Raw genomic sequence first — 17,795 nt, forward strand, 5'->3', positions numbered from 1 at the left:
TGATCAGTAGGCTTAGTAACGAAGCGAACGCGTTCGACCAACGAAAGGCGCAACCATGACTGAGCAGAACCTGCCTGATGAGGAACTCACGATCGTAGGCGAAGAGCCCGAGGTGGCGAACGATTCGCTGGCTTCGGAAGCATTCGACCCGGTGCTCGAGGGGAATCCGGACGACTACCCGGAGGCCGCCGAGAACAATCCCGACCGCTGGCAGGAGGATCCGCTGCTGCAGGACGAACCGGCAGCGGCGCAGATCGGCGAGGAAGGCTACCTCAGCGACCAGACCCTCCGCGAGGAAACTGCCGAAGCCCGTTACGAACAGGGTGAGGAGCAGATTCCTCCGAATGAGCCGATGCTCGGCGAGGCCGCAGCCGACGTCGACTTCGGGATGATGGAGGAGGACGACGTCGACGCCAGCGATGACCCCGCCAACCGCGGCGGTGCGCCCCTGAGCCACCTCGACGAAGAAGACCTCCGATAGGCGGAGGCAATCACCCCGGTGGGGACGAGCCCTGGCGGGGACAAGGCGGTGGGATCAGGTCGGCGGGGACGAGTGGAACAGGCCACATCCGGAATACCGCGCGGAGGTGCTTGGTTGGCGAAAGGAGGAACACCACAGGCCCCGGCACTTACGGAAAGAGTTCTTCATGAAACTGTTCTCCCCTTTGACCCTCGGCGAAATGACGCTGGCAAACCGCGTCGTCATGGCGCCCCTCACCCGCGTGCGCTCGGGAAGTGAGGGCATCCCCGGCCCTCTCGTCGTCGAGCACTACCGCCAGCGGGCCTCCCTCGGCCTGATCGTCAGCGAGGGCACGTACCCCAGCCCTGCCGGCCAGGGGTTCCCCGGCCAGCCGGGCCTCGTCACCCCGGAGCAGCTGGCCGGTTGGAGGAATGTCACCGATGCCGTGCATGCCGGGGGCGGACGCATCGTCGCCCAGGTGATGCATGCGGGACGCGTCACCCACGAAGACACCAATGGCGGATACGAGGTAGTTGCGCCCAGTGCCATCGCCATCGAGGGTGAGACCCGCACCTCCAAGGGCAAGAAGCCGTATCCGGTCCCGCACGCCCTGGCCACGGACGAGCTGCCGTCGATCATCGAGGAATTCGTCACTGCATCACGAAATGCCGTGGACGCCGGGTTCGACGGCGTGGAGCTCCACGGAGCCAACGGCTACCTGCTCCACGAGTTCCTCTCCCCCGAGTCCAACCAGCGCAACGACCAGTACGGCGGCACACCCGAGAACCGTGCGCGCTTCGTCGTCGAGCTCACGCACGCGGTGGCCGAAGCGATCGGCGCGGAGAAGGTCGGTCTGCGGATTTCCCCGTCCCACAACATCCAGGACGCGCTGGAGACGGAACTGGACGATGTCCATGCCACCTACGGTGCCCTGGTGGACCGCATCGCTCCTCTGAAGCTCGCCTACCTCAGCGTTCTCCACGCCGCGCCTGCAGGTGCTTTCATCCAGGACCTGCGTCGGCGCTTCGACGGGCCCGTGCTGATCAACAGCGGCTTCGGCATCATCACCACCCGCGAGGAGGCACTCGCCATCCTTGATGACGGCGTGGGTGACGCGGTGGTTGTCGGCCGTCCGGCCATCGCCAATCCGGACCTGGTCCGCCGCTGGCAGGAGGACCTTCCGCTGAATGAGCCCAACCCGGCCACCTTCTACAGCACCGGCGCCGAGGGCTACACCGACTACCCGTTCTACGACGAGGCGCTCAGCCGGAACTAGGCCTGCCGGCCCCGCACCGCACTTCGGCGACCGCCTCCTTCGGGGGCGGTCGCTTTTGCGGACCGGATCCAGGCCGCGATCGCGGACCAGCGCACCACGAGCAGCCCGGCCAGGAGTGCGGCGGCCGCGTGGGCATGCAGCAGAATCATCGCCTCGGGCGAGTGCCCTGAGGCGCCACCTGCCGGGACCGGCACCGGCGCCTCATGGTGACCGGGTACCTCCGCCCCGGGCACCCCCGTCGCGCCGGATGCGCCGCCGTCGGCCAGACCGGTGAACGCGCCGTGCAGCACCTGCTGGGAAACCGCGAACAGAGCCAGAACCGCCCAGGTGGGGAGCCTGCTGAGAGAAAATATCGTCGCTGCCAAAGCGGTCAGGACGCCGAGTCCCGCCAGGAGTTCGGGGGCGGGGAGGGATCTACCGGACAGAACATGGGCAAGCCCGGCCAGCAGGAACGTACCCCCGCCTGCGCAGCACGCCAGAGCGACCCGCCGTGCACGCGAAGTCATGCCCCGGGTCTGCTCGGCCATCTCCTGCGGCCTAATGGACAGCGTCAATGACCTGCCCGTACGGCACTGTCTCCGAAACTTCAGCCTGGCGATGATGGGCCACCCGGCTGTTCACCAGGATGCCGTGGAGGCCCTCGGCGACCGACTGCTTCATCGCCATCAGAACGGTCTCACGGAAGCCTTCGTCGACGGTGCTGAGGTACTCGACGTAGGCCGGCGGAAAGTTCGTTGGAACCTGAGTCATAGCAGTAACGCTACTCGCGCGGCGTGCCCCTTCGCTCCCCCATTTTTCAATCGGAGAATTTCCGGAGTCGGCGCTTCTCAGCGGCCCTCCGCGGTGATAAACCATAAGTGTCCTTACTTGTGCCGAACGGGCTGAGGATCGAATGCCGACGCTCGCCGACACCGAAGAAAGCCGACGCCGAAGAAAGCAGGGGTTGCCCATGACGCAAGCACTGATCGACCACAAGCACCTGTACAGCCTCCAGGGTCCATGGACCACCATTTACGTGGACGGGAGCACGGGCACTGTGGATTCACTCCGGAGCGATGACGTATTGCCGCGGAGTGTCGCCGACAGCATGGAGGCTGCGGGAGCACCGAAGAATGACATCGCCGCGGCCGCGTCAACCCTGTCGAGCACGGCCAGGGGAATGCCGGATCCGTTGGCCCGGTTCATCCTGATCCACGGCGGCGAAGCGGTTGTCGACGAATTCCTCCCCGGTGCGATGGTCATGATGCCGGTGACCGCTGTGGCTTCCGTGCCGGACCTTTCCCCCCTGGTGCGTCACTGCCCTGAAGACTTCGCCTATGTCATCGCCGAGGTGGGCCACGGCGGCGGCGAGGTGTACCTGCGGTATGCGGACGGCGACTCCTCGAGGCCCACCGGAGGAGAACCCGAATCCCATATCGATGGCGACATGGAGCACTCGCGCAAGGTCCAGGGGGGAGGCTGGTCCCATCGCCGGTTCCAGCAGCACGCGGAAAAGGTGTGGAAGATGAACGCGGGCGACGTCGCCGCCGAGATCGACCGCGTTGCCAGGGAGAACCGGGCGCAGCTCGTGATCGTCGCAGGTGATATCCGCGCCCGCCAGCTCGTGGCGGATCAGGTTTCCGAGGAGACCCGCCGCAAACTCAGCATCATCGACAGCAACACCCGTGCTGCGGGAGCTGACGAAAAGACCTTCGCCCTCCAGGTCCAGGAACTGGTCGCCCTGGTGATGGCCGACCGGCAGCGCATGCTTCTGGAGATTCTGGCGGAGCACGAGGGACAGGCCACCCGCACCACCGCCGTCGGGACCGGTCCGGTGATTACTGCGCTCCAGCAGGGCCAGGTGGACACGCTGCTCCTCGAGACGCCCTCGTTGGACGGCCAGACGGTCCTGGCGCTCGATGCCGCTCCCTGGGTTGCCCTCTCCGATGCCGACACCGCGGGCGCCAGTGTCATCGGCAAGGTTCCGGCCCTCGCGGGCATGCTGCGTGCTGTGGCACTGACGGACGCCAAGGTCAGCCTCTACCCCTCCGGGGCGCTCGACTCCCGTTCCGTTGCAGCACTCCTTCGCTGGCCGACGGGGCCGGACGTCCCTGCGGCGGTCTAGTGGAGCAGCGAACAGCAGCGGCCTGGGCTGAAGCATTCAGCTCCGATCGGCTGTTCCTTCTCGAATTCGTCGCGGATCCGGATGTTCCGCTTCTTCCGCCGTTTCCCGCCGGTGCGTCGAAGGTGGAGGGCATGGACAGCGCGCTACCGCAGGAGCCCGGCGGTGCCGTGCAGGCAAGGAAACTGCTCAGGACGTATGCAGGGCAGGAGAGGCACCGGAGCGACGCCTGAGCTGAAGGAGTTCCCGGACCGCCCAACAGAAGACCACGACGACCAGCAGGTTCCTCAGGGACAGTAGAAGCGCGACACCCGGGTCCAGATCGCGGTAGAGCTGCACGTACAGGATCGGATAGACCAGGGTGGTCAGGAGGCTGATACCGACCATCAGGACTGCGGGAACCGTCCATTCCCTGCCCCTGGTCGCCACCCCCACGGCAATCGCAGCGGCAAGCCAGATCATGAACTGCGGGGAGCCCACCTTGTTGAAGACGATCATCGCGCCGATGAGGGCCAGCGTTCCAGTGACCAGCAGCCGTCCGCGGTCGGCCCCGGTCCGCAGCGCCGCCATCAGAAGCGCACAGATCAACACCAGGCTTCCGCACAGCAACGGATTCATCAGGGAACCGACGCCGCCGGCCAGCGAACCGCGGATCTCCATGGTGTCGATCTGGTCGTTGAACACCACTGACGTTCCCCTGCTGAGCACTGCCTGCCAGAGGCCGGGAGTGCTCAGCGGCGCTTCCAGTTGCATGCCCCGCTCCCCCTGGGTCGCGACGAAGCCGAAGAGGTGCCGTGCTCCTCCGCCTGCAACAACTCCTGCGGCGATGGCTGCAGAAACAGCGGCGCCGGCGAGGAATACTCTCACCCTCGCCTTGCTGACGACCAGCAGTGCGAGTACCGCGGCGGCCGGCCACACCTTGATCCAGGTGGCCACCGAAAGAATCACCGACGCGACGAGGGGCCGTCCCCCGGCGAGAAGGAGCCCCATGACCACCAACGGCCCGGCGATTCCGTCCACCCGCGAGAACGACAGCGGACCGAGGATCGCCGTCAGAGCTATCCACAGACAGGCAGCCTGCCAGCCATAACCGGCGGTGCGGCTGGTGAGCAGCATCCGCACCGCGCCGAAGTTGAGCGCCGTGCAGAGAAGGAACCACGCGAGCATGTAGAACTCCGGCCCTGCGAGTGCAGGAAGAACCATCGGGAGCATCGCGCCCACCGGGTAGACCCAGGCCGTGTCGACGCCCTGCCAGCTTCCCGTGGTGAGTCCATGGAGGGCCCAGTGACGGTAGAGAACCACGTCCCCGTACGTTGTTCCGTCGGAGAAGTACGGAAGAAGGAGTGCAAAGAAGAGCAGATGAACAGCTGCGAACGCCGCAAAGACCGCGATTTTCCCGGGCATCAGGACAGGGAATTCCGGTCGCGGCGCTGTCATTGGGGGCTTCCTGCCTCATGGTTCAGAACGGGACCACCCTAGCATCGAGCCCTGTCAAGCAACCCCTTGCGGAGCGGCTACCAAGGTTGCTGACCAGGCAGGCGTTCGCTAGCGTCGAAGGCACGATCTGCACCGAAAGCCACCAGTACCCATGCCTCTGTAATCAAGGAGAACGCTGTGACAGATGTAGCAAGCCAGCCGCCCGCAGAGGGTGATGACCGCCCCGTGCTGACCAATCGCCAGGGGCACCAGGTTTATGACAACCAGAACTCGAGAACCATCGGAGCCCGCGGACCCGCGACGCTGGAGAACTACCAGTTCCTCGAGAAGATCAGCCACTTCGACCGCGAGCGCATCCCCGAACGGGTGGTCCACGCCCGCGGAGCCGTCGCCTTCGGCGAGTTCGAGGCCACCGGGAAGTGGGGCGACGAACCTGTCACGAAGTACACGAGGGCGAAGCTGTTCAACCAGCCCGGCAAGAAGACCGAGGTGGCGATCCGCTTCTCCACGGTGATCGGCGGACGCGATTCCTCCGAAGCGGCACGTGATCCCCGTGGCTTCGCCGTCAAGTTCTATACCGAGGACGGCAACTGGGATCTCGTGGGCAACAACCTTGCGGTGTTCTTCATCCGCGATGCCATCAAGTTCCCCGACGTCATCCACTCCCTCAAACCTGACCCGGTGACGTTCCGTCAGGAGCCCGGCCGCATCTTCGACTTCATGTCGCAGACGCCGGAATCGATGCACATGCTCGTCAACCTCTTCAGCCCCCGTGGCATCCCGGCCGACTACCGGCATATGCAGGGTTTCGGGGTCAATACCTACAAATGGATTGACGCGGAGGGTGGCACCAAGCTGGTCAAGTACACCTGGCAACCGCACCAGGGGGTGAGGAGCCTCACCGAAGCCGATGCCGCGAACATTCAGGCGAACGACCTCGGGCACGCATCGAAGGACCTTCACGAGGCCATCGAGCAGGGGAATTATCCGAAGTGGGACCTGTACGTGCAGTTGATGGACGACGGCGACCACCCGGAACTGGACTTCGACCCACTCGACGACACGAAGACCTGGCCGGAGCAGGACTTCGAACCGAAGCTCGTGGGCACCATGACCCTGAACCGGAATGTGACCGACCACCACAACGAGAACGAGCAGCTGTCCTTCGGCACCGGAGTGCTGGTGGACGGACTCGACTTCTCGGACGACAAGATGCTGGTGGGCCGGACCTTCAGTTACAGCGACACGCAGCGCTACCGTGTCGGCCCCAACTACCTGCAGCTGCCGGTGAACTCAGCGAAGAATGCGCCTGTTGCCACTAATCAGCGCGGCGGACAGATGTCCTTCGACACGGATGCCGGTCCGGGCCAGAACCCATCGGTGAATTACGAGCCCTCGATCACCGGCGGGCTGCGCGAAGGCCACTATCCCACTCCGGACGAGGAAGGGCCGGAGATCACCGGCAGGCTCACCCGGAAACGGATTCCCCTCACGAATGACTACCTGCAGGCGGGTCAGCGCTACCAGCTGCTGGAACAGTGGGAGAAGGACGACCTGATCGGCAACTTCGTCACCCTGATCAGCCAGGCGGCCCGGCCGGTCCAGGAGCGGATGCTGTGGCACTTCTACATGACCGACGACGAGTTGGGGAACCGGGTGGGCGACGGGCTTGGCATCCTGCTTTCGGAGATCCAGGATCTCGGACCGCTCCAGAGCCAGTCGCTCTCGGAGGAGGAGCTCGCCTGGCTGAAGAACCTGGGCGGCAACGGGTCCCGTCCCGTCGAGGGGCTCACCATGACGCACTGTGTACCCAACGAACGCGTCGTCGTCCCGCGCTGAACCGGGTTCGGCGTCGGCGGTATTACGGGGTGGCGGGGTTTACCTCCGCCACCTCAAGGTGGCTCTGCGGCTGAGTTCGGCAGTGGCTGCAGCCCCGACCACGAGGGAGAGTATGACAAGTCCCAGCATCAGGTAGAGCCCCACGAGGATGGCCATCGCGTTGGTGGTACCGCCGAGGATTACATGGAGGCCGCCCAGCAGGCCAACCACCCAGAATACGGCGACGACGGCAAGCCCTGCCGCAGCCTGGCGCGCGCCGCGATCGAGCCGCAACAGGCGTGCACACTGTGACAAAAGGTTCTCCAACTGATCCATATACTTACTATGGGGCCCTGTCAGGAAGCGCCTGGACCATTTGCGTATCGCGTTCGTCACATGTTGCGCCGTCGGGGCAACCCGAACCTCCGCAGCCTCGGCAGGAGCCGCCATCCGCCGCTCACGCCGTACGCGTCGGGGTCTGGATCGGGTGCGAACACGTTCCCCGCCGAGGGTGCGACGTTCCCGTCCCGGAGCATCACCGAACGCATGACGGCGGCCACAAGAGGTTCGTACGCCCTGGGAAACAGCGCCCGGAAGGGTAGGAAGGCTCCCTGCGTCCGGCCCACGATCGTCACCCGCCTCGGTCGGTCCGCCACCCGCACGATCGAGCGCGCCACCCTCAGCGGATCCACGACGGGCGGGAGCGGGTGGATGCGCTGCCCGGTGTAGTTGGCAGCGTGCTGGTAGATGGGCGTGTCGATCGTCGATGGAAGGACCGTGCAGATTCGAATGCCAGGTTCGCCCAGAAGCTCCTCACGCAGCGCTTCCATGAATCCGAGCAACCCGAACTTGCTCGTGACGTAGGGCGACACGAATGGGGCGGTGACCCGCGAGTAGACCGAGCCGACCGAGATCAGCACCCCCCGCTGCTGTTGCCGGAAGAAGGGCAGCACCGCCCGCGCGCCGTACACCTGACCGAAGAGGTTGGTCTCGATGAGCTGGCGGAATACCGCCCGGGGCGTCTCTTCGAAAGTTCCGAGGCTGAACACCGAGGCGCAGCCGACCCACACGTCGATTCGGCCGAAGCGCGCTACAGCGGCAGCGGCGAGCGCTTCGACCTGTTCCTCGACGCTGACGTCGGTCGGCGCGATGAGCACCTCGGCACCCCGCCCCCGGCACTCACCCGCCACCAGGTCGAGGGCCGCGGCACCGCGGCCGGCGAGCACGAGCGCGGCTCCGTCAGCCGCGAACGCGTTCGCCGTCGCACGTCCGATGCCGCTCGACGCACCGGTGATCACCACAACTCTCATGGTCCGACTTCCTGGTCGCATTTCCCCCGGCGATGTTCCGGGGAGCTGTTCGGCTTACCGCCCGTCGTGCTTCTGGGAATCCACCCTTCCGTCCGGGTCGAGCTCGTCGGCCTTGCGGGTGTGGTTCAGGGTTTCGTCCCGCAGCCCCTGCGCATCACGCTGGCGTTCTTCTGCCTGATGGCGCAGGCGCTCGGCCTCAACCTCCGCGCGCTGGGCCTCGGCTTCCGCCATGGTGGCTTTCGCCTCCCGCTCACGGGCGTCCAGTTCGGACGCCTTCGCTCTCTCGCGCATCTCGGCTGCCTGGTGCCGGTCCTTCTCCTGCTGGTCCTTGAGGTGTTGCTGGCGGCGCTTCCGGGCCAGGAACACCACGAGTCCAATAACAGCCAGGAGAATGATCACGCCGATGATGATCATCACTATCTGATTCGTATCCAAGGTTTCCTCTTTCCGGGTTGGAGTGTTCGGTTGGTCGGAAGTGGAGCTGCTGCCTATCCCCCGAACCCGCCCAGGCCACTCGAGAACTTGCCGAGAAGATCCTTGGGGTCGATTCCGAACTTGGACAGCAGGTCCGAATGCTGCTCGGGATCCACCTTGTCGGGAAGTTCCGATTCGGCCTGGCTCGCGGAGTCGCCCTTGCCCTGGGACTTCAGCAGATCGATGATCTGCGACTTGTCGATCTGCATTGTTCCTCCGGTCGGATACTCGACAGTGGTCAGGGATTGACGCACCGTCGCACTCGGTCTGATACTAAGCATGCTTAGGGAAAGCATGGCACAGCGGTGATCCTTTGTCACTGGTACACCGTCACTGGAAGGATGACCGGTATGGAGATCCGCCTCGTCCTTCTCTCGGACACCCACCTGCCGAAACGGGCCAAGATGCTTCCCGCGGCGCTATGGGATGCGGTGGAGGCAGCGGACGTCGTCGTGCATGCCGGCGACTGGACGGAACTCGCGCTGCTCGACGAGCTCGCACACCGCTCCCGGCGCCTTCTCGCCTGCTACGGGAACAACGACGACGACGAATCTCGGCACCGCCTCCCGCTCGTGGCGCGCGGCGTCGTCGGAGGGCTCCGTTTCGCCGTCGTGCATGAGACGGGAGCTAAAACGGGGCGGGAAGCGCGGATGGACGCGCGGTTCCCGGATACGGATGTCCTGGTCTTCGGTCACAGCCACATCCCTTGGGATACCACCACGCCGGGCGGCCTTCGTCTCCTCAACCCCGGTTCGCCGACCGACCGGCGCCGGCAACCGCACTGCTCCTATATGACGGCGGCAGTGGCGGGGAACACCATCGAGGTGGAACTTCACGTCCTCTGAGTTCCTCGCACTGTTTTCTTTGCACTGTCTTCGCACTGTAGGGAGCCTCCTGTCGGATTCGAACCGACGACCCCCGCTTTACAAGAGCGGTGCTCTGGCCAACTGAGCTAAGGAGGCGTGCTGGCCGGGCCAGCGAGCGCCGTCGTCTTCGAAGGGAGACGACTTGCGCTCCATCAGGTTATCCCAGCGCCGGCCGGGTTTGAAAATCAGCCCCGGCGCTGATTCGACCCTCCGCTCCGGTTCACCCGGCCGCGGCGAGATGGAACGGATAGAGTCGTCAGCAGGCCTACTATCGCGCAGGAGCCAGAGTGAGTTCAGCAGATCAACCCCCTACCGACAGCACTCCAACGAGCACCGACTACGGAGACTTCGAGTTCATCGTGGTCTCCAACCGGCTGCCGGTGGACCGCGTGACCGACGACGACGGCAGCAGTTCCTGGCGCCGCTCGCCCGGCGGGCTGGTGACGGCACTCGCCCCCGTCATGGCGAAGGCCGATGGAGCATGGGTGGGCTGGCACGGTGCCCCCGACGAAACACTCGAGTCCTTCGACGAGGCGAACATGCGGCTGGTACCGGTTCCTCTCAGCGAGGAGGAAGTGGAGCTGTACTACGAGGGTTTCTCCAACGCCACACTGTGGCCGCTGTATCACGACGTCATCGCCTCCCCCGAGTTCCACCGCACCTGGTGGGACTCCTACCGGCGCGTCAACGAGCGCTTCGCCCGGGCAACGGCCGCGGTCGCGTCCGAGGGGGCCACGGTCTGGGTGCAGGACTACCAGTTGCAACTGGTGCCGAAGCTGCTGCGCGAGGCCCGGCCCGACCTCAAGATCGGCTTCTTCAACCACATCCCCTTTCCTCCGCTGGAGATCTACGCACAGCTGCCGTGGCGGCGCCAGGTGATCGAGGGGCTGCTCGGGGCGGATCTGATCGGCTTCCAGCGCCCCAGCGATGCGAGCAACTTCCTGCGGTGCGTGCGCCGGTTCAAGGGACACACCATCAAGGCCCAGCAGGTCCATGTCACGGGTGAGAACGGCGAGTTCTCCTATGTCTCCCGCGCGGAGGCCTTCCCCATCTCCATCGACGCCGGCGCCATCGCCGAACTGGCCCGGCGCGAAGACATCATCGAGCGGTCCCGGGAGATCCGTCGCGAGCTGGGGAACCCGGAGCACATCCTGCTCGGGGTGGACCGCCTCGACTACACCAAGGGCATCGGCCACCGGCTGAAGGCGTACGGCGAGCTCCTCGAGGACGGCAACATCACCGTCGAGGACGCCGCGCTGATCCAGGTGGCCAGTCCCAGCCGTGAGCGTGTGGAGCAGTACCGGCTCCTGCGGGAAGACATCGAGGGGGCCGTCGGCCGGATCAACGGAACCTACGACACCATGAAGAACACCGCCATCCGCTACCTCCACCACAGCTACCCCGTCGAGGAAATGGTGGCGCTCTACCTCGCCGCCGACGTCATGCTCGTCACCGCCCTTCGGGACGGCATGAACCTCGTCGCCAAGGAATACGTCGCGGCACGCACTGAAAACCGCGGCGCGCTGGTGCTCAGCGAGTTCGCAGGAGCCGCCGACACCCTGCGGCAGGCCATCCTCGTGAATCCGCACGACATCGACGGGTTGAAGGCTGCGATCGTCAAGGCCCTCACCATGCCGAAGGCGGAGACCACCCGACGCATGCGGATCATGCGCCGGCAGGTACTGCAGAACGACGTCGAGCGTTGGTCGAAAGCCTTCCTCGACGCACTGCACAACGGCCACGAGGAGGAATCATGAGCGCCCTGCAGGACGATGCCCTGGCCTGCGCCCTGAAGACGCTGGCCACCACCGAGCACCTCCTGGTCGCCGTGGACTTCGACGGCACGCTGTCGCCCCTCGTCGAACGCGCCGAGGACGCCCGCCCCCTTCCCGGTTCCGCCGCAGCACTGCAGGCGCTGGCCGCATTGCCCAGGACGACGACGGCGCTGATCTCCGGCCGCGCGCTCGACAGCCTCCGCGTCGTGGCCAGTCCCGGGCCGGATACCCTGCTCATCGGCAGTCACGGCGCGGAGACCTGGGCAGGCACCGGAAGGGAACCCCTCACGCTTACCGGCGAGCAGCAGTCGCTGTTGAATACCGCGACTGCGGCCGTTCAGCAGGTTGTCGACGTGCACCCCGGCTCGCGGGTCGAATTCAAGCCTGCCGGGGTGGTCCTGCATACCCGGACCGCCGACGACGACGTCGCGCGCGCCGCCGTCGAAGCCGCCCGCGCAGGCCTCGCCGACCTTCCCGGGCTGACCATCAGCGACGGGAAGAGGGTCCTGGAGGTGTCGGTGGTCAAGGCTGACAAGGGCACAGGTCTGGGCCGGTTACGGGCGCTGGTGGGCGCCACGGCAGTGTTCTTCGCGGGCGACGACGTGACGGATGAACATGCCCAGCGCGCGCTCGATCCGCAGGATGTCGGGGTCAAAGTCGGCGACGGCGACAGCGCCGCGCAATACCGCGTTCCCTCCCCTGCTGCGCTGACCGCCGTCCTCGAGGAACTGCTGGCGCTGCGCTCCGCAGGTGCGTCTGCCTAGGATCCGTGCCATACTCAGGTGGCGTGACATATCTCACCTACCACTCGTGTCGGTGAGATTTCTGCACGCAAACAACTGAATACTTCTCCCATTCACTACGGATCGTCGGGCACGTACCTGCCCGTGAAAAGGAAAACACCATGGCAACTGTCACTTTTGACCAGGCCACGCGCCTCTATCCGGGCACTGACAAACCCGCGGTGGACAAGCTGGACATCCAGATCGCCGACGGCGAATTCCTCGTCCTCGTGGGTCCCTCGGGCTGCGGGAAGTCGACCTCGCTCCGCATGCTTGCGGGTCTTGAGGACGTGAACTCCGGCCGGATCCTGATCGGGGACCGCGACGTCACCGACGTCCCCCCGAAGGACCGCGATATCGCGATGGTCTTCCAGAACTACGCGCTCTACCCGCACATGTCGGTGGCGGACAACATGGGCTTCGCCCTCAAGATCGCCGGAGTATCGAAGGAAGAGCGCGCGGAGCGCGTCCGGGAAGCTGCGAAGCTCCTCGACCTCGAGGACTACCTCGACCGCAAGCCGAAGGCACTCTCTGGTGGACAGCGTCAGCGTGTTGCCATGGGCCGTGCAATCGTCCGTAACCCCCAGGTCTTCCTGATGGATGAGCCGCTCTCCAACCTCGACGCGAAGCTCCGGGTCCAGACCCGCACCCAGATCGCCTCGCTGACGCGCCGGCTCGGGGTCACCACGGTCTACGTGACCCACGACCAGGTGGAGGCCATGACGATGGGTGACCGCGTTGCGGTCCTCAAGGGCGGCATCCTGCAGCAGGTCGACACTCCGCGCAACCTGTACGAGCGGCCGAAGAACGTCTTCGTTGCCGGTTTCATCGGATCGCCCGCCATGAACCTGCTCGAGATGCCGGTCACGGACGGCGGCGTCCTTTTCGGTGGCATCGTCTACCCGGTCCCCGGCGACATCCTTCGTAACGCTGCCGGCAGCACCGTCACGTTGGGTGTCCGCCCCGAGGACCTCGTCCTCAGCTCCACCGGCGAAGGCCTCCAGGTGGAGGTCGACGTCGTCGAGGAACTCGGAGCCGATGCCTACATCTACGGGCACACCACGCTCAACGGCAAGGACCACGACATGGTGGTCCGCGTCGACGGCCGCCGCCCTCCAATGAAGGGTGACACCGTGTTCGTGCGCCCCGAGCCGGGCCACGTCCACCTCTTCGACACCTCCTCAGGGCTTCGTCTGGCTGAGACGGTCTGATCCGGCACCCGCCCTGGAAGCGGCGGTCCGCTGGTTGCCTCGGCAGCCGGCAGGCCGCCGCTTCCTGCTTTAACCGCGTCCTGGAATTAGGCTGGGACAGGATTCCCCATCCCCACCGTGACCCGGAGGCAACACCATGACCGAGGCTTCCAACGCCAACTGGCACAACGAACCCACCGACTACGACCAGGCCGGCAAGCTTCCACGGGTCCGGACAGCGGCATCACCGTCCACGCTCGGATCACTCAACATCACCGCAGCGGCAACGGATCCGGAGCTGCTGGACCTACCCTGGCAGGTGGCACTGGAGGAATGGCCGGCTCAAAGCCTGGCTGCCCTGCCCCGCGGCATCTCCCGGCACGTAGTACGGTTTGCCCATCTCGGCGGATCGATCATCGCCGTCAAGGAGACCAGCGAACACGTGGCCCGGCACGAGTACCACATGCTTCGCAAGCTCCAGCGCCTGGACGTGCCGTGCGTCGAACCCGTTGCGGTCATCTCGGGTCGGACCACCCCCGAGGGTGAGGACCTGGACCCGGTCCTGGTGACCCGGCACCTGAAGTTCTCGCTGCCCTACCGCGCACTGTTCTCGCAGACACTGCGGCGTGACACCCTGACCCGCCTCATCGACGCGCAGGCGCTGTTGCTCGTGCGCCTGCACCTCATCGGCTTCTATTGGGGCGACGTTTCACTGTCCAACACCCTGTTCCGCCGGGACGCCGGCTCCTTCGCCGCCTACCTCGTCGACGCCGAAACGGGCGAGCTGTACCCAGAATTGTCCAGTGGCCAGCGAGAATACGACCTGGAGATAGCGCGGGTGAATATCGCCGGTGAGCTGATGGACCTGGCGGAAGGCGGGCTGATCGAGGAGAAGGTCGACCCACTCGCCACCAGCGAGCTCATCATGGACAGTTATCGACGGCTGTGGACGGAACTCACGGAACAGGAATCCTTCGAACTCGGCGAGCGGTGGCGCGTGGGCGCGCGGATCCGGCGGCTCAATGAGCTGGGGTTCGACGTCGAGGAATATGCCATCAGGACAGCCGCGGACAGCAGCCAGATCCAGCTCCAACCGAAAGTCGTGGATGCCGGCCACCATAGCCGCCGCCTCCTACGATTGACGGGCCTCGACGCCCAGGAGAACCAGGCCAGGCGCCTGCTCAACAACATGGACGCCTATCGTGCGGACAACAACCCGACCCTGGACGAGGAACTGAGCGCACACCTGTGGGTCAGCGAAGTGTTCGAGCCCATCGTCAGGGCGGTTCCCCGGGAGCTCGGTGGGAAACTGGAACCGGCCGAAGTGGTCCACGAGGTCCTTGAGCACCGCTGGTACATGTCCGAGCGGGAAGATCGGAACGTTCCGATGGCCGAGGCCGTGCAGTCGTACCTCGATTCCGAGTTGCGGCATCGGCGGGACGAGGCGGAGATCATGCTGACCGCCGACTCCAAGGCCATCGGTCTCGACGGGGACAGCGACTTCGAGAACAACTAGGCAGGGAACTGCGCTGAAGGCCGGCAACTCTCCGGGTCACCGGCCTCCGGCGTCAACGACGGCGCCGAAGCGTCAGGCCGGGCCGCAGTCGATTTCCTGGCCGTTGTAGATCTGCGGGCCCGGACCGGCTTGCTCGCAGAATTCGGCCACTTCCTGAATGAGTGGAGCAGCCGCAACGAGGCCCGCAATGATGAGGACCAGGACGATCGTCGCAAGTGTGCCGATGATGATTCCCGCGATTGCCAGTCCATTGCCCCTTCCTGCTTTCTTGGACTTCACCAGGGCGATGATACTGACGATCACCCCGACGGGGTTCAGGAACGGAATGAAGGCGAGGACGAATCCGACGATGCCGAGCGTCCGGCCGGGATTGTCCCTGGGTGGCGTCCCGTAGCCCTGCTGGCCGGGGTAGCCTCCCCCATTCGAGGAGTACGGCGACTGGCCGTAGGGCGCCTGTGCCCCTGGTTGGCCATACGGCGACTGGCCCTGCGGCGACCGGCCGTAGGGTGGCTGGGCTCCTGGTTGGCCGTACGGGGGCTGGCCTTGCGGTGATTGTCCCTGCGGCGACTGGCCATACTGCGGCTGATTTCCGCGGGGATCGTTCTGCTCCGGTCCGCCCTGCTGCGAACCTGGGATGTTACTCGACATTATTGCCCCCAAAATAGCGAATGATTGAGCTCTTGCGGTGGGAAGAACACTAGCACCGGCCCCGGTTCCGAGCCGTCCGCGGGTCACTGCTGCACGGCCGGCACGATCGCCTTGCCGGGATTCAGGATGCCGCGCGGATCGAAGACGTCCTTGATGCGACGCTGGAGTTCGAGAACCTCGTCAGCCTGCTCCCAGGGCAGCCATCGCAACTTGTACTGGCCCACCCCGTGCTCCCCGGTGATGGTTCCACCGAACTCGAGCGCAATCCGCACCGATTCGTCCAGTGCCACGCCCAGCCGCTCAAGGGCGGCGGGGCCATCTGCCCGGGAAACCCAGAAAGTGGGGTGGAGATTGCCGTCACCCGCATGCGCGACAACTTTCAGCTGCACCTCCAGACGCTCGGCGATGCCTTCGAGCGCCTCGATGTAATCAACAAGACTGGACTTCGGCACAGCCACGTCCTCACCCACCCGGAACTCGTGATCCACAGCATCTCCCCTGCTGTGCCGGCGCAACTCGATCAGATCGGCGGCTTCCCCCGCTCCGACGTCGGACAGGGTGCCGCCCACTTCGGAGAGCACATGCCGGATGACCAACGCCTCCTCATCCGCCCCGAATCCATCGGTCTGCAGGAGCAGCAGCGCCCCTCCGCGAGACGCGAGCCGGGACCCGTGCGCGATATCGAGCGCCTGCATGGTCATACCGTCCAGCAATTCCAGGATGGCGGGCTGTACACGGGCGCGAGCTACTGCCAGGACCCCTGCCGCGGCAGAGCGCACATCCGGGAAGAACGCCGCGATGGTGTTGACCTTCTCCGGCAGGTATCGCAGCCGCACGGTAATCCCCACCACGATTCCGAGGGTTCCCTCGGAGCCGATGATCAAAGCCGTCAGGTCATAACCGGCGACGCCCTTGAAGGTGGAATGTCCGGTATGGATCAACGTCCCGTCAGCAAGCACGACGTCGAGGGCCAGGACCGAATCACGGGTCACCCCGTATTTGGCGCACCTTAGTCCGCCGGCGTTGGTTGCTACGTTGCCCCCGATGGTCGACCACCGGTAACTCGCGGGGTCCGGGGCGAACATCAGCCCGTGTGCCGCCGCCGCAGAATTGAGGTCCGCGTTGATCACGCCGGGTTCGACGACGGCAACCTCGTCCTCAGGGCGGATCGCGAGAATGGCGTTCATACGTTCGAGGCTCAGTACGATGCAACCGGACGTTGCATGGGCCCCACCGGACACACCGCTCCCGGCTCCCCGGCCCACCACCGGCACATTGCCGCGGCTTGCCCACTTCAGAACCGTCTGCACGTCCTCGACACTTTCCGGCCATACGACAGCAAGCGGCAGGGCGCTCACCGTAACGGGGCCCTGATCATGGCTATAGGCCAGAAGGTCAGCTTCCACCATCGACACCCGGCCGGGCAACAGTTTCACCAGGTCATCAGTTACGGGGCGGGGCATTTCCTGTCGGCTCACAACGCGCCCCCCATGAATCGCGCGTAGTGGCTGAGTGCTTCCGGCCAGAATTCCTCGTAGCGGCGACGAAGCTCACCGGTCCCGGCAACCGGCTCCCACCCTCCATGCCTGACGGACACTGTAGTCCGGACATCACCGAATTCACCGACCTCCGAGAACGTAATGGAAACCGCGGTGGAGGGGGCTGTTCCCGGGCGATGCCTCCAGATCAACTCGAGGCTTGCATCAGGGGCGCTGTCCGTTACTTCAGCCCAAACCGTTTCCTCGTCTTCCGCTGAGGTCTCCACGAGAGCGTTCGATTCAAGATCGAAGAAGCTCCCGCTTCCCCAGACACTGAGCAGCGACGCCGGCCACCATAGATGGATATGGTCGGTGAAGCCCGCCCAGGCATGCGTGCGGTCGGTCGACACTGTCACGTCGGCGCGAACATCTCCGACAGGGCCCTCGGGGGGTGGTTCCGGTGTGGGATGGGAGAACAAGTCACTCATGATCCGACCTTACCGGTGGTGGGGTCGGTGCTGGTTGCTTGGCGGGTTGGGTTGGGTGTCGTCGGGTGGTGGGTGTGGTGCTTAAAGGGGCAGAGGCCCCACCGGTGGTGGGGCCTCTGGCCTGTAATGGTTGTCCGGCGGTGTCCTACTCTCCCACACTCTCTCGGGTGCAGTAC

The 17,795-nt window shown here is 65.3% G+C and carries 20 protein-coding genes and 1 tRNA gene; 10 read left to right on the top strand and 11 right to left on the bottom strand.

From position 1 onward, the window contains the following. Positions 1 to 55: 55 nt before the first annotated feature. Positions 56 to 481: a hypothetical protein gene (locus IWX75_RS14990; protein WP_196823055.1), complete on the top strand. Its 426-nt coding sequence runs from the start codon at positions 56 to 58 to the stop codon at positions 479 to 481. A gap of 166 nt (positions 482 to 647) precedes the next feature. Next, the gene (locus IWX75_RS14995; protein WP_196823056.1) at positions 648 to 1,736 is read left to right on the top strand and encodes an alkene reductase; all 1,089 of its coding nucleotides are present in this window, start codon (positions 648 to 650) and stop codon (positions 1,734 to 1,736) included. Here the strand turns inward: IWX75_RS14995 and IWX75_RS15000 are convergent. Next, positions 1,733 to 2,263: a hypothetical protein gene (locus tag IWX75_RS15000; protein ID WP_196823057.1), complete on the bottom strand. Its 531-nt coding sequence runs from the start codon at positions 2,261 to 2,263 to the stop codon at positions 1,733 to 1,735. The two genes, IWX75_RS14995 and IWX75_RS15000, sit on opposite strands and share 4 nt — an antisense overlap. A 10-nt stretch (positions 2,264 to 2,273) precedes the next feature. Beyond that, the gene (locus IWX75_RS15005) at positions 2,274 to 2,486 is read right to left on the bottom strand and encodes a hypothetical protein (RefSeq protein WP_196823058.1); all 213 of its coding nucleotides are present in this window, start codon (positions 2,484 to 2,486) and stop codon (positions 2,274 to 2,276) included. Between the two features lie 199 nt (positions 2,487 to 2,685). Between IWX75_RS15005 and IWX75_RS15010 the strand changes: the two genes are divergently transcribed. Further along, complete coding sequence (locus tag IWX75_RS15010; protein ID WP_196823059.1) at positions 2,686 to 3,840, top strand: baeRF2 domain-containing protein; 1,155 nt, start codon at positions 2,686 to 2,688, stop codon at positions 3,838 to 3,840. Beyond that, positions 3,840 to 4,070: a hypothetical protein gene (locus tag IWX75_RS15015; protein ID WP_196823060.1), complete on the top strand. Its 231-nt coding sequence runs from the start codon at positions 3,840 to 3,842 to the stop codon at positions 4,068 to 4,070. The genes IWX75_RS15010 and IWX75_RS15015 overlap by 1 nt, the downstream gene beginning before the upstream one ends. On the opposite strand, the gene IWX75_RS15020 is transcribed toward IWX75_RS15015, so the two are convergent. Continuing rightward, positions 4,027 to 5,274: a glycosyltransferase 87 family protein gene (locus IWX75_RS15020; RefSeq protein WP_196823061.1), complete on the bottom strand. Its 1,248-nt coding sequence runs from the start codon at positions 5,272 to 5,274 to the stop codon at positions 4,027 to 4,029. The two genes, IWX75_RS15015 and IWX75_RS15020, sit on opposite strands and share 44 nt — an antisense overlap. Before the next feature lie 177 nt (positions 5,275 to 5,451). Between IWX75_RS15020 and IWX75_RS15025 the strand changes: the two genes are divergently transcribed. Further along, a complete protein-coding gene (locus IWX75_RS15025; RefSeq protein WP_196823062.1) occupies positions 5,452 to 7,113 on the top strand; it encodes a catalase in 1,662 nt (553 codons plus the stop codon). Positions 7,114 to 7,152: 39 nt separating this feature from the next. Here the strand turns inward: IWX75_RS15025 and IWX75_RS15030 are convergent, their stop codons facing one another. Genes IWX75_RS15030 through IWX75_RS15045 form a run of 4 tightly spaced genes read right to left on the bottom strand, consistent with a single transcriptional unit; the run spans position 7,153 to position 9,085 of the window. Continuing rightward, on the bottom strand, positions 7,153 to 7,428 hold the full coding sequence (locus IWX75_RS15030) for a hypothetical protein (protein ID WP_334684384.1): 276 nt from the start codon (positions 7,426 to 7,428) through the stop codon (positions 7,153 to 7,155). Positions 7,429 to 7,484: 56 nt separating this feature from the next. After that, positions 7,485 to 8,402, bottom strand: a complete 918-nt coding sequence (locus tag IWX75_RS15035) for an SDR family NAD(P)-dependent oxidoreductase (protein ID WP_196823064.1) — start codon at positions 8,400 to 8,402, stop codon at positions 7,485 to 7,487. A gap of 54 nt (positions 8,403 to 8,456) precedes the next feature. Then, entirely contained in the window at positions 8,457 to 8,837 is a 381-nt protein-coding gene (locus tag IWX75_RS15040; RefSeq protein ID WP_196823065.1) for an LPXTG cell wall anchor domain-containing protein, read from the bottom strand. A gap of 53 nt (positions 8,838 to 8,890) precedes the next feature. Continuing rightward, a complete protein-coding gene (locus tag IWX75_RS15045; RefSeq protein WP_196823066.1) occupies positions 8,891 to 9,085 on the bottom strand; it encodes a hypothetical protein in 195 nt (64 codons plus the stop codon). Positions 9,086 to 9,226: 141 nt separating this feature from the next. Between IWX75_RS15045 and IWX75_RS15050 the strand changes: the two genes are divergently transcribed. Further along, positions 9,227 to 9,721 carry a metallophosphoesterase family protein gene (locus IWX75_RS15050; protein WP_196823067.1) on the top strand — a complete coding sequence of 165 codons (495 nt, stop codon included), beginning with the start codon at positions 9,227 to 9,229 and terminating at the stop codon, positions 9,719 to 9,721. Positions 9,722 to 9,764: 43 nt separating this feature from the next. On the opposite strand, the gene IWX75_RS15055 is transcribed toward IWX75_RS15050, so the two are convergent. Further along, positions 9,765 to 9,838, bottom strand: a tRNA-Thr gene (locus IWX75_RS15055). Between the two features lie 191 nt (positions 9,839 to 10,029). Between IWX75_RS15055 and IWX75_RS15060 the strand changes: the two genes are divergently transcribed. The 4 genes from IWX75_RS15060 to IWX75_RS15075 all read left to right on the top strand — a co-directional run bounded on the left by IWX75_RS15060 (position 10,030) and on the right by IWX75_RS15075 (position 15,005). Then, positions 10,030 to 11,499, top strand: a complete 1,470-nt coding sequence (locus IWX75_RS15060) for an alpha,alpha-trehalose-phosphate synthase (UDP-forming) (protein WP_196823068.1) — start codon at positions 10,030 to 10,032, stop codon at positions 11,497 to 11,499. Beyond that, complete coding sequence (gene otsB, locus IWX75_RS15065; RefSeq protein WP_196823069.1) at positions 11,496 to 12,281, top strand: trehalose-phosphatase; 786 nt, start codon at positions 11,496 to 11,498, stop codon at positions 12,279 to 12,281. Before IWX75_RS15060 ends, otsB begins: the two co-directional genes overlap by 4 nt. A 140-nt stretch (positions 12,282 to 12,421) precedes the next feature. Continuing rightward, positions 12,422 to 13,510 (top strand): ABC transporter ATP-binding protein, encoded by a 1,089-nt coding sequence (locus IWX75_RS15070; protein ID WP_196823070.1) that lies wholly within the window; start codon positions 12,422 to 12,424, stop codon positions 13,508 to 13,510. 136 nt (positions 13,511 to 13,646) lie between these two features. Continuing rightward, positions 13,647 to 15,005, top strand: coding sequence for a DUF4032 domain-containing protein (locus tag IWX75_RS15075; protein ID WP_196823071.1), 1,359 nt, complete (start codon positions 13,647 to 13,649; stop codon positions 15,003 to 15,005). Positions 15,006 to 15,077: 72 nt separating this feature from the next. Here IWX75_RS15075 and IWX75_RS15080 read toward each other — a convergent pair whose 3' ends face one another. The 3 genes from IWX75_RS15080 to IWX75_RS15090 all read right to left on the bottom strand — a co-directional run bounded on the left by IWX75_RS15080 (position 15,078) and on the right by IWX75_RS15090 (position 17,619). Further along, on the bottom strand, positions 15,078 to 15,653 hold the full coding sequence (locus IWX75_RS15080) for a DUF4190 domain-containing protein (RefSeq protein WP_196823072.1): 576 nt from the start codon (positions 15,651 to 15,653) through the stop codon (positions 15,078 to 15,080). An 83-nt stretch (positions 15,654 to 15,736) separates the two neighbouring features. Beyond that, the gene (locus IWX75_RS15085; protein WP_196823073.1) at positions 15,737 to 17,116 is read right to left on the bottom strand and encodes an FAD-binding oxidoreductase; all 1,380 of its coding nucleotides are present in this window, start codon (positions 17,114 to 17,116) and stop codon (positions 15,737 to 15,739) included. Between the two features lie 11 nt (positions 17,117 to 17,127). Further along, the gene (locus IWX75_RS15090; RefSeq protein ID WP_196823074.1) at positions 17,128 to 17,619 is read right to left on the bottom strand and encodes a hypothetical protein; all 492 of its coding nucleotides are present in this window, start codon (positions 17,617 to 17,619) and stop codon (positions 17,128 to 17,130) included. Positions 17,620 to 17,795 lie beyond the last annotated feature (176 nt).

This window comes from Arthrobacter sp. CAN_A6 (assembly GCF_015751715.1).
Taxonomy (GTDB): domain Bacteria; phylum Actinomycetota; class Actinomycetes; order Actinomycetales; family Micrococcaceae; genus Arthrobacter_D.

Coding starts and splice junctions, on each gene's coding strand:
- IWX75_RS15000 (WP_196823057.1), bottom strand. CDS start 2,263: ATGGCCGAGCAGACCCGGGGCATGACTTCGCGTGCACGGCGGGTCGCT.
- IWX75_RS14990 (WP_196823055.1), top strand. CDS start 56: ATGACTGAGCAGAACCTGCCTGATGAGGAACTCACGATCGTAGGCGAA.
- IWX75_RS15075 (WP_196823071.1), top strand. CDS start 13,647: ATGACCGAGGCTTCCAACGCCAACTGGCACAACGAACCCACCGACTAC.
- IWX75_RS15080 (WP_196823072.1), bottom strand. CDS start 15,653: ATGTCGAGTAACATCCCAGGTTCGCAGCAGGGCGGACCGGAGCAGAAC.
- IWX75_RS15035 (WP_196823064.1), bottom strand. CDS start 8,402: ATGAGAGTTGTGGTGATCACCGGTGCGTCGAGCGGCATCGGACGTGCG.
- otsB (WP_196823069.1), top strand. CDS start 11,496: ATGAGCGCCCTGCAGGACGATGCCCTGGCCTGCGCCCTGAAGACGCTG.
- IWX75_RS15030 (WP_334684384.1), bottom strand. CDS start 7,428: ATGGATCAGTTGGAGAACCTTTTGTCACAGTGTGCACGCCTGTTGCGG.
- IWX75_RS15070 (WP_196823070.1), top strand. CDS start 12,422: ATGGCAACTGTCACTTTTGACCAGGCCACGCGCCTCTATCCGGGCACT.
- IWX75_RS15005 (WP_196823058.1), bottom strand. CDS start 2,486: ATGACTCAGGTTCCAACGAACTTTCCGCCGGCCTACGTCGAGTACCTC.
- IWX75_RS15045 (WP_196823066.1), bottom strand. CDS start 9,085: ATGCAGATCGACAAGTCGCAGATCATCGATCTGCTGAAGTCCCAGGGC.
- IWX75_RS15050 (WP_196823067.1), top strand. CDS start 9,227: ATGGAGATCCGCCTCGTCCTTCTCTCGGACACCCACCTGCCGAAACGG.
- IWX75_RS15020 (WP_196823061.1), bottom strand. CDS start 5,274: ATGACAGCGCCGCGACCGGAATTCCCTGTCCTGATGCCCGGGAAAATC.
- IWX75_RS15090 (WP_196823074.1), bottom strand. CDS start 17,619: ATGAGTGACTTGTTCTCCCATCCCACACCGGAACCACCCCCCGAGGGC.
- IWX75_RS15085 (WP_196823073.1), bottom strand. CDS start 17,116: ATGCCCCGCCCCGTAACTGATGACCTGGTGAAACTGTTGCCCGGCCGG.
- IWX75_RS14995 (WP_196823056.1), top strand. CDS start 648: ATGAAACTGTTCTCCCCTTTGACCCTCGGCGAAATGACGCTGGCAAAC.
- IWX75_RS15010 (WP_196823059.1), top strand. CDS start 2,686: ATGACGCAAGCACTGATCGACCACAAGCACCTGTACAGCCTCCAGGGT.